At 64.3% G+C, this 13,669-nt stretch carries 11 protein-coding genes; 7 read left to right on the top strand and 4 right to left on the bottom strand.

Annotated elements, in window-relative coordinates:
- Positions 1 to 26: 26 nt before the first annotated feature.
- Positions 27 to 317, bottom strand: coding sequence for a YciI family protein (locus B0G74_RS17820; protein ID WP_132376146.1), 291 nt, complete (start codon positions 315 to 317; stop codon positions 27 to 29).
- Positions 318 to 572: 255 nt separating this feature from the next.
- On the opposite strand from B0G74_RS17820, the gene B0G74_RS17815 reads away from it, so the two are divergent.
- Together B0G74_RS17815 and B0G74_RS17810 are read left to right on the top strand one after the other, a co-directional pair.
- Entirely contained in the window at positions 573 to 2,429 is a 1,857-nt protein-coding gene (locus B0G74_RS17815; protein WP_132376145.1) for a methyl-accepting chemotaxis protein, read from the top strand.
- A 251-nt stretch (positions 2,430 to 2,680) separates the two neighbouring features.
- On the top strand, positions 2,681 to 3,493 hold the full coding sequence (locus B0G74_RS17810; RefSeq protein ID WP_132376144.1) for a MetQ/NlpA family ABC transporter substrate-binding protein: 813 nt from the start codon (positions 2,681 to 2,683) through the stop codon (positions 3,491 to 3,493).
- A 13-nt stretch (positions 3,494 to 3,506) separates the two neighbouring features.
- On the opposite strand, the gene B0G74_RS17805 is transcribed toward B0G74_RS17810, so the two are convergent.
- Complete coding sequence (locus B0G74_RS17805; protein WP_132376143.1) at positions 3,507 to 4,433, bottom strand: bifunctional helix-turn-helix transcriptional regulator/GNAT family N-acetyltransferase; 927 nt, start codon at positions 4,431 to 4,433, stop codon at positions 3,507 to 3,509.
- Positions 4,434 to 4,804: 371 nt separating this feature from the next.
- Between B0G74_RS17805 and B0G74_RS17800 the strand changes: the two genes are divergently transcribed.
- From B0G74_RS17800 to nagE, 5 genes are all read left to right on the top strand, one after another.
- The gene (locus B0G74_RS17800) at positions 4,805 to 5,539 is read left to right on the top strand and encodes a GntR family transcriptional regulator (protein WP_132376142.1); all 735 of its coding nucleotides are present in this window, start codon (positions 4,805 to 4,807) and stop codon (positions 5,537 to 5,539) included.
- A gap of 102 nt (positions 5,540 to 5,641) precedes the next feature.
- Complete coding sequence (gene nagA / locus B0G74_RS17795; protein WP_132376141.1) at positions 5,642 to 6,745, top strand: N-acetylglucosamine-6-phosphate deacetylase; 1,104 nt, start codon at positions 5,642 to 5,644, stop codon at positions 6,743 to 6,745.
- Entirely contained in the window at positions 6,738 to 7,745 is a 1,008-nt protein-coding gene (locus tag B0G74_RS17790; RefSeq protein WP_132376987.1) for an SIS domain-containing protein, read from the top strand. Before nagA ends, B0G74_RS17790 begins: the two co-directional genes overlap by 8 nt.
- Positions 7,746 to 7,783: 38 nt before the next feature.
- Entirely contained in the window at positions 7,784 to 10,348 is a 2,565-nt protein-coding gene (gene ptsP, locus B0G74_RS17785) for a phosphoenolpyruvate--protein phosphotransferase (protein ID WP_207915658.1), read from the top strand.
- A 110-nt stretch (positions 10,349 to 10,458) separates the two neighbouring features.
- Positions 10,459 to 12,234: an N-acetylglucosamine-specific PTS transporter subunit IIBC gene (gene nagE, locus B0G74_RS17780; protein WP_132376139.1), complete on the top strand. Its 1,776-nt coding sequence runs from the start codon at positions 10,459 to 10,461 to the stop codon at positions 12,232 to 12,234.
- A 130-nt stretch (positions 12,235 to 12,364) separates the two neighbouring features.
- Here the strand turns inward: nagE and cydX are convergent, their stop codons facing one another.
- Together cydX and cydB are read right to left on the bottom strand one after the other, a co-directional pair.
- Positions 12,365 to 12,481 (bottom strand): cytochrome bd-I oxidase subunit CydX, encoded by a 117-nt coding sequence (gene cydX / locus B0G74_RS17775; protein WP_132376138.1) that lies wholly within the window; start codon positions 12,479 to 12,481, stop codon positions 12,365 to 12,367.
- A 28-nt stretch (positions 12,482 to 12,509) separates the two neighbouring features.
- Positions 12,510 to 13,646 (bottom strand): cytochrome d ubiquinol oxidase subunit II, encoded by a 1,137-nt coding sequence (gene cydB, locus B0G74_RS17770; RefSeq protein WP_132376137.1) that lies wholly within the window; start codon positions 13,644 to 13,646, stop codon positions 12,510 to 12,512.
- Between the last annotated feature and the right edge of the window lie 23 nt (positions 13,647 to 13,669).

Here is a 13,669-nt window from a genome sequence, read left to right as displayed (position 1 = left end):
TTTCAAATTTCCTTGCGCTTCAAGACTTAAGCCGGCATCGGCAAATTCAATCCGGGCGCTAGCCGCGTCGCCTTGAACTCCGTCACCTCGTAACGCGCAAGGTTCTGCTGCGCGAACGGGTCGCTGGCGAGAATCTCATCCAGCTTATCGCGCTCGATGCGCACCGCCAGAATGATGCCGCCGTCGCGCGGCACTTTCGGCCCGGCGGCGACGAACACGCCTGCTTCGAACTGCTGCGTCAGAAATGCGCGATGGGCTTCCAGCGCGTCGTCGACGCGTTCGAGCGGTGCGGTGTAGGTAAGGTCGATGACGTACATGGGCGTTCTCTCCGCAATGGAATGTGCCGCTAAAAGGTGCGGCCGCAGCCTCGGATTATCGGTCAGAGAATGATTCAGCGCGTGTGATCTGGCTGCACGCACGCCATCCTCGCCAGGCGGTTGGTTTCCTTGCAGCGTCTCTCAAGTTGCCCGTTTGTCTTGCCGTTATATCTATAGCAATCGTTTGCGCGCGATACGCAGTCGCGTGCCTGCGACTGCGAACGGAACACGAATCACACGAGAGAGACCACAACAATGAGCAGGATGAGTTTGAATCGCAAACTATGGCTGTCGCTCGCGCTCGTCTGGCTGGGGCTGCTGGGCGTCGGGCTGTGGAGCGCGGTCGAAACGCGCAGCACGATGCTGGCCGAGCGCAAGGCGGGCATGGTGAATCTGGTCGATGCCGCGCAGGGCATCGTGAACGGATATTACGCGCTTTCGCAAAGCGGCAAGCTGAGCGAGGCCGATGCGCAGCGCGAAGCGCTCGCCCGTCTCTCGACCATGCGCTACGGCGAATCCGGCTACCTGTTCGTGATGGATTCGAAGCCCGTCGTGCTGATGCATCCCACATTGCCGCAAATGACCGGCAAGCCGGTCGGCGACTTCAAGGACCCGGACGGCAAGCTCCTGTACGTGGCGATCGTCGACGCGGCCAAGGCGAGCGGCCGTGGTTTCGCGGAGTATCGCGGACGCCTGCCGCACAGCGAAACGGCCGTGCCGAAGATCAGCTACGTGGTGCGTTTCGCGCCGTGGGACTGGAACATCACGAGCGGCGTGTTCATCAAGGACATCGACACGGTGTACTACGAGACGCTGCTCGGCCACCTGGCTGTAGTGCTGGTCATCGGCGCGATCATCTCGCTGGCGATGGTGCTGATTATCCGCAACGTGCGTGCGAGCCTCGGCGGCGAACCTGACCAGGCGGCGCGGCTCGCGGCGAGTATCGCGCAAGGCGATCTGACGCAGGTGGTCGACGTTCGTCCGCAGGACAAGACCAGCATGATGGCGGCCATGCATGAAATGCAGAACCGTTTGCAGCGGACCATCGGCGAGATTCGTCGCTCGGCCGAATCCATTGCGTCGGCGACGCAGCAGATCGCCGCCGGCAATGGCGATCTGTCGCAGCGCACCGAGCAGCAGGCGGCTTCGTTGCAGGAGACCGCGGCGAGCATGGAAGAACTCACCGCGACGGTCAAGCAGAACGCCGACAACGCGCGGCAGGCGAGCGGACTCGCACATAACGCGTCCGAAATCGCGACGCGCGGCAACGACGTGGTGAGCCGCGTGATCGGCACGATGGGCGAGATCAACGACAGCTCGCGGCAGATCGCGGACATCATCGGCGTGATCGAAGGCATTGCTTTTCAGACCAACATTCTTGCGTTGAACGCGGCCGTGGAAGCGGCGCGCGCCGGTGAGCAGGGCCGCGGTTTCGCGGTCGTCGCGGGCGAGGTGCGCAGCCTCGCGCAGCGCTCGGGAACGGCGGCGAAGGAGATCAAGCAGTTGATCAGCGCGTCGGTGGAACGCGTGCATAACGGCTCGACGCTGGTGCAGCAGGCCGGCACGACGATGGGCGAAATTCTGCAAGCCGTGCAGCGTGTCACCGACATCATGGGCGAGATCGCGGCGGCATCCGAAGAGCAGAGCAGCGGCATTTCGCAAGTCGGGCGCGCCGTCACGCAAATGGATGAGGTGACGCAGCAGAACGCGGCGCTGGTCGAGCAGGCGGCCGCCGCGGCGGCTTCGTTGCAGGATCAGGCGGGGCGTCTGCGTGACACAGTGAGCGCGTTTCGCGTGAATAGTGCGGACGTTGCCGTGCAGAATTCGGCTGCGGTGGCGGCGCGGAGAGTGACGGCTACGGCGACGGCTGCGGCGCCGCAAGCAGCCGCAACGGCGGCGGCAATGCGCGAAATCGGCACGGCACTGCACTCTGCGTCGGCATCGTCGCGCGCGGAGCCGAAGCTGTCGGCTCCCGCCAGAGCGTCCGCCGCGCCGACCTCGGCATCACCCGCGCATGTAACGAGCGCCAAGCCTGCCGCCTCGACCGCGCCACGCGCATCAACCGTGGCAATGAAAGCCACCCCGCCCGGCGACGACTGGACCACCTTCTGATTCTCCGCTGCAGCGACCGCGTGCCTCTCATGAGCACGCGGTCCCGCGCCGTTCAACGCGCATAACCATATGCGATCGTGATATTTCCCATCTCGCCGGGACTATGAGACCATTTCAGGTCCAGTCGGCGGCGCATTGTCAAAAGCAATGTCCGCCGTCGGCTTCCACCCGAATCTGACACCGATCAGAAGTCGATGAGCCATCGATCACGTCACCGATCAAGCCGTCGATTAGAAACAAGCGAGAATCACATGCAGCGCAGAAACATCCTCAAAGCCCTCTCGGCAGTCGTCGCCAGCACGGCGATCTTCACCAGCTTCGGCGCGCACGCCGACGACAAAGTCATCAAGGTCGGTACCATCGGCGGCCCTGACGCGCAGATCTGGGAAGTCGTCACGAAAGTGGCGAAGCGCGAAGGCCTGAACGTGAAGGTCGTCGAATTCAACGACTACGTGCAGCCGAACGCCGCGCTCGACGCCGGCGACCTCGACGCAAACAGCTTCCAGCATCAGCCGTACCTCGATAGCCAGATCAAGCAGCGCGGCTACAAGATCGTCAATGCCGGTCTCACGTACATCTCGCCGCTCGGCATCTACTCGAAGAAGCTGAAGTCGCTGAAGGATCTGCCGCAAGGTGCGAAGGTCGCGGTGCCGAACGATCCGTCGAACGAAAACCGCGCGCTGCTGTTGCTGCAAGCGCAAGGCGTGCTCAAGCTGAAGACCGGCGCGGGCACGAACGGCAATAACGCGACGCCGCTCGACGTCGCCGACAATCCGAAGAAAATCAAACTGGTCGAACTCGACGCCGCGCAATTGCCGCGCTCGCTGTCGGACGTCGACGCCGCCGCGATCAACACGAACTTCGCGTTGGCCGCCGGCCTGCAGCCGACCAAAGATGCGATCGCGCTCGAAGACGTGCATAGCCCGTACGCGAACCTGATCGCCGTGCGCACGCAGGACAAGGACAAGCCGTGGGTCAAGAAGCTGGTGGCCGCTTACCAGTCGGAAGACGTGCGCCAGTTCATCAAGACGCAGTTCAAGGGTTCGGTGGTGCCGTCGTTCTAAGCGGCGACGCTTGCTACAAGCCTAATTCCCATCGCTCGATCATCAGGTCCTTGCCGAAACGGCGCTCAGCCGCCGTGCCGGCGAGCCTGAACCCGGTGCGCTCGCACAGGCGCCGTGGTTGTTCGAGCGAGGCGGCCGTTGTCAGCGTGAGCTTCGTATAGCCCGCGCGCCTCGCAAAGCGCACGCATTCGCTCACCAACTGCGTGCCGATCCCCAGCCGCTGCACATCTGGCTCGACCCACAGCAGCCGCACGCCGGCCACTGTCGTCGACAGGCCGACGATGCAGACCGAGCCGACCACCATGCCTTCCTGATCGGCGACCCAGCACATCTCCCGCACCGGATCGTTGCGTTGCGTGTAATCGGCGACGACCCGCGCGAGCAATCCCTCGAACGATGGATCCCAGTCGTATTGCGCGGCGAACCATTGCGCCTGCCGATGCACGAGCCAGCCGCATTCACCTGGGCGCGGCTGGCGGAGCACCACGAGTTCGTGCCTCGGCTTGTCGCCGAGCAGCCGTTCGATGGTCTTCATCGCGGTGATCAACTGATCCTGAGAGAGGGCCGTGAGGCCGGAAAGCAGTATCGACACTTCTTCGATCGCCGCGTTATCGAGCGGTGCGTACGCGGCGTGGCCGCTGTCCGTGAGGGCGATCAGCGACTGGCGCGCGTCCGTCTCGGACGGGCGGCGCGTGATCAGATCGCGTCGTTCGAAGCTGGTCAGCAGACGGCTGAGATAACCGCTGTCGAGACCGAGGGAACGCCCGAGCACCGAGGCCGTTTGAGGACGTCCGCGGGAGAGCTCGTGCAGTACGCGCACCTCGGTCAATGAGAACGCGCTCTTTGCCAAATGCTCATGCAGTGCGCCAATGTGTCGGGTATAGAAGCGGTTGAAATGGCGGACGGCCTGAGCGCGCCTCAGCGCCTCGGAATCTGTCAAATGCTGCTCCCAGGGGATTGTTATAGCTTGCTACTCAGCACTATATTGGAACGCACCCCATTACAAAAGCCACGCCGGCAAAGGCTTGGTCGGCACTGGTATTAAAAAGGTATCGATCGCGGCAGAGTGTCAGCGTACTGAAACCCTGCTTAAAGCCGGCCAGATGCGTTCCCGAAGCCCAATACGGGTAAATCCTGGGCTCCAAAAAACCTTCTCCAGCGCCTGCGAATGCCCCTCTAAGCCTTATTCAGCAAGGCTTTGCGCCAAATCATACCAGCATGGAACCAGTTGATTGACTGGTATTATGTTGGTTATATAATGGGCTCTCATTTTTCGTAGGCCTACCTTTTCGCGAAGGCCGCCGGAGCCCCATGGAAACTCGCTGGTCCGCACTGATGCCTGACGCCCGCAACGTCACGCCGCTCTATTTGCAGCTCGCGCGCAATCTTGCGACAGCGATCCACTGCGGCGTGTGGTCGGCCGGTGAGGCGCTGCCCTCGGAGCGCACGCTCTCGGACGCGATCGGCGTGTCGCGCATCACGGCGCGCAAGGCGATCGAGTTGCTGGTCGAGCAAGGGTTGATCCGGCGCGCTCGCGGCGCAGGCAGCTTCATTACGCCGCGCGTCGAAGACCCGCTTTCGCGGCTCACCGGCTTCACGAAGAAGATGCAGCAGCGCGGTTTCCGGCCGGATTCGGTGTGGCTCGAGCGCGATATCCGCGCCGCCAACCGTGACGAACTGGTGCACCTCGGCCTGTCGCCCGGCGCGGCGGTGACGAGTCTGCGGCGCCTGCGGCGCGCGGACGGCATCGTCATGGCGGTCGAGCATTCGGCCTTGCCGGCGGCGATCGTGCCCGATCCGCACGCCATCGGCGACTCGCTTTACAGCTATCTCGAACGCCGTGGCGCCGCCGTCGTGCGCGCCTTGCAACACTTCCGCGCGGTCAACGCTTCGAGCGAGATCGCTTCGTTGATGGACATCGAACCGCGCTCGGCGCTGCTGGTCATTACCCGTATCGGCTATAGCGCCGACCAGCGCGCAATCGAACTGACCGACACCTATTGCCGCGACGATTACTACGACTTTGTCGCTGAATTACGCACCTGAACTGCTCGACCGGGCAGAGCGCGAAGCCCGCAAGTTCAGGTGCGGCGCCGCCGTCAGGCGCCATTCAGTCACGCCCCGTATCACGCCTCACCAGAGAGACTCATGCTGACCGGAAACATACTCACCACCGATGGGTGGATTCACGGCACGCTCGAATACGAAAACGGCCGCATCACGGCGCTCACCGGCGAACGCGTCGATCCGTCGACGAACGACGCGCCGTACATCCTGCCCGGCTTCATCGATCTGCACGTGCATGGCGGCGGCGGGTCCGACGTGATGGAAGGCGGCAACGCGATCGAAACCATCACGCGCACGCATGCGCGTTACGGCACGACCAGCCTGCTTGCCACCACCATGACCGCGCCGCGCGACGAACTGATGAGCGTCGTCGCTGAGTTGGGCAACAACGCGCGGATTCGAACGCCCGGCGGCGCGCGCGTGCTCGGCGTGCATCTGGAAGGGCCGTACATCAACCCCGGCAAGCTCGGCGCGCAACCAGACGCGGCGGTCTCGGCGGTGATGGACGAAGTGCTGAAGTATCTGTCCATCGCGCCGATTCGCGTGGTCACGCTGGCGCCGGAAATTGCCGGCCATATGGAGATCATCTCCGAGATGGCGGCGCGCGGCGTGCGCGTGCAACTGGGCCATTCGCTCGGCACTTACGACGATGCCGTCGCCGCGCTCAAGCACGGCGCCTGCGGCTTCACGCATCTGTTCAACGCCATGTCGCCGCTGCACCATCGCAATCCAGGCCTCGTCGGCGCGGCGCTCGCGCACGCCGAGTTCGCCGAAATCATTCCCGATCTGCTGCACGTCCATCCTGGGGCGATCCGCGCGGCCTTGCGCGCGATTCCGCGTCTCTATGTGGTCACGGACAGCACCTCGGCCACCGGCATGCCCGACGGCGAATACCGCCTCGGCAGCCAGCATGTGACGAAGTGCCTCGGCGGCGTGCGTCTCGCCGACGGCACGCTCGCCGGCAGCACCCTGACCATGGATCAGGCGCTGCGCAATCTCGTATCGATCGGCTTGCCGATCGCCGATGTATCGAACCGTTTGTCGCGCTACGCCGCCGACTACCTGGGCATTGAAGACCGCGGTCGCATCGCGCGCGGTGCATGGGCCGATGTGGTCGTGTTCGATCGTGAACTGGCGTTGACCGCGACTTACGTCGAAGGAGAAGCAATTGTCGAATATGCTTAAAGAGGCGCTGGCGTCCGCTGAAACGGTCGCCGCGCAACTTACGGACACCTCGCGCGTCGAGGCGCTGGCAGCGAAGCTCGCCCAGCAGCCGCGCCATGTCGCGCTGACGGTCGCGCGCGGCAGCTCCGACCACGCCGCGAGCTACTTCGCCAGCCTGACGATGAGCCGCCTCGGCGTGCCGGTCGCCTCGCTGCCGATGTCGGTCGCCACGCTGCAACAGGCGCCGCTGCAGGTGCGCGATCAACTCGCGCTGGCGTTCTCGCAATCGGGTAAGAGCCCTGACCTGGTCGGCACCATGGAAGCGCTGCGCCAAGCCGGCGCGCTGACCGTTGCCGCCGTGAACGTGTCGGGCTCACCCTTGGCCGACGCGTGCGAATTCGAGTTGCCGCTCGAAGCCGGTCCGGAACTGAGCGTCGCGGCCACCAAGAGCTATATCGCGATGCTGTCGATTTCCGCGCAGCTCGTCGCGCATTGGCAGCAGGACGCCGAATTGCTCGCCGCGTTGAAGACGCTGCCCGAAGCACTGCGTGCCGCGGGTGAACTCGACTGGTCGGCAGCCGTGGAGGAATTGCGCGGCGTCGAGCGCATGATCGTGATCGGCCGCGGTCTGGGTCTTGCCATCGCGCAGGAAGCCGCGCTGAAACTGAAGGAAACCTCCGGCATTCAGGCCGAAGCGTTTTCGAGCGCGGAAGTGCGTCACGGTCCGATGGAATTGATCGATCGCGACTATCCGCTGCTGGTCTTCGCACCGCGCGGCCCCGAGCAGGCCGGCTTGCTGCAACTCGCGCGCGATATGAAGGCGCGCGGCGCCCGCGTTCTGCTCGCAGCGCCGGCCGACGTGCCGGAAGCCACGCTGCCGCTTGCCCCCACCGCTCATGCGGCGCTCGATCCGATCGCCGCAATCCTGTCCTTTTACGTGATGGCCGCCGGCCTTGCCGCCGCGCGCGGGCGCAATCCCGATGCGCCGCGCCATCTCAACAAAGTCACCGAAACTCACTGACGAGAAATCAGATGCGACGTGTCGAGGAGTCCCGCTTGATGAGCCATTCTGAAGGCCATATTGTTTTACTCGCGCCCATGACCGGTCCGGTCGTGCCGCTCGCGAACGTGCCCGACCCTGTGTTTTCGGGCGGCATGTTCGGCGACGGCATCGGCATCGATCCGCTCGAGGGCCGACTCGTCGCGCCGTGCGACGGTACCGTCACCCATCTCGCGCGCACCGGTCATGCCGTGACGCTGGCCACGGCCGAAGGCGCCGAAATTCTGCTGCATATCGGTATCGATACGGTCGAACTGAACGGCAAGGGCTTTGCGCCGATGGTCGCTCAAGGCGCTCACGTGCGCGCTGGCGACGTGCTGATCGAGTTCGATCAGGATCAGGTCGCGCTGAATGCGCCGAGCCTCGTGTCGGTGATCGCGATCGCCAATTCGGATGCGTTCGAGATCGTCGAACGTGTGCAAGGCGGCTTGCTGAAGGCGGGTGAAACGCCGCTGCTGGTGCTGCGTGCGCGCGGCGGCGCGGCGGCCGAAGCCTCGCGCGAGGCGAGTGCAACGAACGTGACGGAGGAAGCGCGTCAGCAGGTCACGCTGGTTCACGCAGGCGGTCTGCATGCACGCCCGGCGGCGCGTGCACGTGAAGCGGCACGCGGCTTCGACGCACGCGTCGAAGTGCGTTACGAAGGACGCAAGGCGGCGATCGAAAGCGTGGTCGGTTTGCTGGGCCTTGGCGCAGGTGAAGGCGCGACCATCGAACTGCTCGGCGTTGGCCCGCAAGCAAAGGCCGCAATCGAGGCGATCGCGCATGAACTGACGCGCGAAGCGCACGGCGAAGTCGAAGAAAAACCGGCGCGCCAAAGCTCGCCGGCGCCGCAGGCCGTCGCGCGTCCGGCGGGCGAACCGCTCGCGCCGAATACACTCGCCGGCGTCTGCGCGGCGCCGGGCGTCGCGGTCGGCAAGCTGGTGCGCTGGGACGACGCGGACATCGATCCGCCCGAAAAAGCGAACGGCACGTCGGCTGCGGAGAGCCGTCTGCTCGACAAGGCGATTGCCACGGTCGATGCGGACCTCGGCACGACCGTACGCGACGCCTCGCAACGCGGCGCGGTTGGCGAAGCGGGCATTTTCGCGGTGCATCGCGTGCTGCTCGAAGATCCGACGCTGCTCGACGCCGCGCGCGATCTGATCAGCCTCGGCAAGAGCGCAGGCTTTGCGTGGCGCGAAGCGATCCGCGCACAGATCGCAATCCTGACGAATATCGAAGACGCGTTGCTCGCGGAACGCGCCGCCGATCTGCGGGACATTGAAAAGCGCGTGCTGCGCGCGCTGGGTTACACGAACGCCGCGGCGCGCACGTTGCCGGAAGAGGCCGTGCTCGCGGCTGAAGAGTTCACGCCGTCGGATCTGTCCACGCTGGATCGCTCACGTGTCACCGCCTTGGTGATGGCGCGCGGTGGCGCGACCTCGCATGCGGCGATTCTCGCGCGTCAGGCCGGCATTCCCGCGCTGGTGGCAGTCGGCGACGCGTTGCATGCGATTCCCGAAGGCACGCAAGTGGTAGTGAACGCCACGACCGGCCGCCTCGAATTCGCGCCGACCGAACTCGATGTCGAACGCGCACGCACCGAGCGCACTCGCCTCGCCGATGTGCGCGAAGCGAATCGCCGCACCTCGCAGCAAGCGGCGGCCACGTCCGATGGCCGCGCGATCGAAGTGGCGGCGAACATCGCCACGCTCGACGACGCGAAGACCGCCGTCGAAAACGGCGCCGATTCCGTCGGCCTGTTGCGCACCGAACTGCTGTTCATTCACCGCGCCGCTGCGCCGACCACGGACGAACATCGTCAGAGCTACCAGGGAATCGTCGACGCATTGAGCGGCCGCACCGCGATCATCCGCACGCTGGATGTCGGCGCGGACAAGGAAGTCGACTATCTGACGCTGCCGCCCGAACCGAATCCCGCGCTCGGCTTGCGCGGCATCCGACTCGCGCAAGTGCGCCCGGATCTGCTCGACGATCAGTTGCGCGGCCTGTTGGCGGTGCAGCCGCTCGGCGCCGTGCGCATCCTGCTGCCGATGGTGACCGACGTCGGCGAATTGATCCGTATCCGCAAGCGTATCGACGAATTCGCGCGCGAGTCGGGCCGCACGGAGCCGATCGAAGTCGGCGTGATGATCGAAGTGCCGTCGGCGGCGCTGCTTGCCGATCAACTGTCGCAACACGCGGATTTCCTCTCGATCGGCACCAACGATCTGACGCAATACACGCTCGCCATGGACCGTTGCCAGGCCGACCTCGCCGCCCAGGCGGACGGCTTGCATCCGGCTGTGCTGCGGTTGATCGCGGCCACCGTGCAAGGCGCGAACAAGCACGGCAAATGGGTCGGCGTGTGCGGCGCGCTGGCGGGCGACCCGCTCGCCGTGCCGCTGCTGGTTGGCCTTGGCGTGACCGAGCTCTCGGTGGATCCGGTGTCGGTGCCGGGCATCAAGGCGCGGGTGCGCAACCTCGATTATCAGCTGTGCCGTCAACGCGCCCAGGATGCCCTGGCGCTCGAATCGGCGCAGGCGGTAAGAGCAGCAAGCCGCGAAACCTGGCCTTTGGACTGAACCCCATACGGTCCGCAGCCAGCTTCGCTCAGTCATTACTCATAGCTACAAAACTCAACGACGCCGTTTAATCACGGCGTTCAACAAAGAGACAAGGATTGGAGGTATCAATGGATGGGAATCCGTTTCTGAAGATTCAGCGCCTGGGACGCGCGCTGATGCTGCCGATTGCGGTGCTGCCGGTTGCCGGCCTGCTGCTGCGCCTCGGTCAACCCGATGTGTTCAACATCAAGATGATCGCCGACGCCGGCGGCGCGATCTTCGACAACCTGCCGCTGCTGTTCGCGATCGGCGTGGCGGTCGGCTTCGCGAAAGACAATAACGGCGTGGCGGGTCTGGCCGGCGCGATCGGTTATCTGGTCGAAGTCGCGGTGATGAAGGACATCAACGACAAGCTCAACATGGGCGTGTTGTCCGGGATCGTGGCGGGTATCGTCGCGGGCTTGCTGTACAACAGATACAAAGACATCAAGCTGCCCGATTACCTCGCGTTCTTCGGAGGGAAACGCTTCGTGCCGATTGTCACAGGGGTGGTCTGCCTCGTGCTCGGCATAGCGTTCGGCTACGTGTGGCAACCGGTGCAAGCCGTGATCGATACGGCCGGCCACTGGCTGACCACCGCGGGCGCGCTCGGCGCGTTCGTGTTCGGCGTGCTGAACCGCTTGCTGCTCGTCACGGGTTTGCATCACATCCTCAATTCGCTGACGTGGTTCGTGTTCGGCACGTTCACGCCGCCGGGTGGCGCCGCCGTGACGGGCGACCTGCATCGCTTCTTCGCGGGCGATCCGACTGCCGGCACTTTCATGACGGGCTTCTTCCCGGTCATGATGTTCGGCTTGCCGGCTGCCTGTTTGGCAATGTTCCATGAAGCACCGAAGGAGCGCCGCGCGCTGGTCGGCGGCCTGCTGTTCTCGATGGCGCTCACGTCGTTCCTGACGGGCGTGACCGAGCCGATCGAATTCAGCTTCATGTTCCTCGCACCGGTGCTGTACGTGATCCACGCGCTGTTGACGGGCCTCTCGCTCGCCATCTGTTCGGCGCTCGGCATTCACCTCGGCTTCACGTTCTCCGCTGGCGCGATCGATTACGTGCTGAACTACGGCCTGTCGACTCGTGGCTGGTGGGCGATTCCGATCGGTCTCGTCTACATGGTGGTGTACTACGGGTTGTTCCGCTTCTTCATCCGCAAATTCAACATGGCGACGCCGGGCCGTGAACCCGCTGCAGCCGATGAACAAGTCGACTCGTTTGCTGCTGGTGGTTTCGTTTCACCGGTCGCCGGTGCGGCTGTGCCGCGTGCGCAGCGTTATATCGCTGCTCTCGGTGGTGCGTCGAATCTGTCGGTGGTGGATGCCTGCACGACGCGACTGCGTTTGTCGGTGGTCGATTCGAACAAGGTCTCTGAAAACGAACTGAAGACGATCGGTGCGCGTGGTGTGCTCAAGCGCGGCTCGACCAACGTGCAGGTGATCATCGGACCGGAAGCGGACATCATCGCGGACGAAATCCGCACGGTGATCGCGCAGGGTGGTGGTGAGGTGGTGAAGCCGGTGGTTGCCGCTGCGGTTCCGGCAGTGGCGGCTGCGCCGGTTGCAGCTTCGGGTGCTCAAGGTAGCGGTCCGCTCGATCCCGATCCGCTGCGCTGGCTGGCCGTGTTCGGCGGCGCGGGCAACGTGGTGTCGCTTGATGCGGTGGCGGCCACGCGTCTGCGTATCGTCGTGCGGGATCCGTCGGCGGTTGATCGTCAACGTCTGGCGACGCTCGATACGGCGTGGATTTCTGCGGACACGTTCCATATCGTCGTCGGCGATGCGGCGCAGCGCTACGCTGAAAAGCTGACAACGCGCACGACGCAAAGCGGCGGTGCAACGCCTTTGCCGGCATGACGCAGTGCTGAAGCAGGAGCGGCTCGCGCTGCTTCGCCTCCAGTAGTCATGCAGCAATAAAAAAGCGGCACCTTGAATCATTCAAGGTGCCGCTTTTCCGTTTACCGGCCCGTGGCCGGCACATGCTGTTTTAGCGTCTCTTCTGTGCGCCGGCTTCCGACGGCCGATGCGATTCCAGCCACATCACATTGATGATGCCGAACGCCAACGCCACGCCGATCCCGAGAATCCAACTGAAATACCACATCGCAAACTCCTGTTAAGCGTGTTGCGGATCAATACATCGTATGGTGATTTTCTTCGAGCGCGGCGGCGGTCACCTTGCCGCGCATCACGCGATACACCCAGCTCGTATAGATCAGGATGATCGGCAGGAAAATGATCACGGCGATCAGCATGATCTGCAGCGTCATGCGGCTCGAGGTCGAATCCCACACGGTGAGACTGCTGCGGCCGTCGAGCGAGGAGGGCATGATGAACGGGAACATCGAGAAGCCCGCCGTCAGAATCACGCCGATGATCATCAGCGAGGTCGACAGGAAGGCGCTCTTTTCGAAGCGCGAGCGCGCGAGCAACGTGGCCAGCACGCCGCCTGCGAGACCGGCCACCGGCGCGCTCACCATCCACGGATAATTCGCGTAGTTGGTGAGCCACAGGCCGGGTGCGCCGATCACGTTCTTCATCAACGGATTGGCGACCGTGTCGAGCGGCGGGGCGTCGATCACCTGATAGCCGCCGATCATCGTGGAGATCAGCGCGCCGGCGATCAGGAACAGCGCCACGCAAGAGAGCGCAGCGATCCGCAGCGCCAGCGAAGCGCGCTCGGCGACGATGTCGTCCGCTTTCATCTTGACGAAGGCGGCGCCGTGCGCGGTCAGCATCGAGACGCTGACGAGGCCGCACAACACGGCGAACGGGTTGAGCAGCGCGAAGAAGCCGCCGTGATAGGTGACGCGCAGGTCGGTATCGAACGAGAACGGCACGCCTTGCAGCAGGTTGCCGAACGCGACGCCGAACACCAGCGCCGGCACGAAGCCGCCGACGAACAGCGCCCAGTCCCACGCCGTGCGCCAGCGCGGGTCTTCGCGTTTGCTGCGGTAGTCGAAGCCGACCGGCCGGAAGAACAGCGAGAACAACACCAGCAGCATCGCGAAATAGAAGCCGGAGAACGATGCCGCGTACACCAGCGGCCACGCGGCGAACATCGCGCCGCCCGCCGTGATGAGCCAGACCTGATTGCCTTCCCACGTCGCGCCCACCGTGTTCACGACGATGCGCCGCTCGGCGTCGGTCTTGCCGATGAACGGCAGCAGAATCGCCGCGCCCATGTCGAAGCCGTCGGTGAGCGCGAAGCCGATCAGCAGCACGCCGATCAGCACCCACCAGATCAGTTTGAGGGTTGCGTAATCCATGATGATCTTTTCCCTTGAAGCTC

Origin of the sequence: Paraburkholderia sp. BL9I2N2 (assembly GCF_004339745.1) — a bacterium.
Lineage (GTDB): Bacteria > Pseudomonadota > Gammaproteobacteria > Burkholderiales > Burkholderiaceae > Paraburkholderia.
This window is presented reverse-complemented; position numbering and strand designations above follow the sequence as displayed.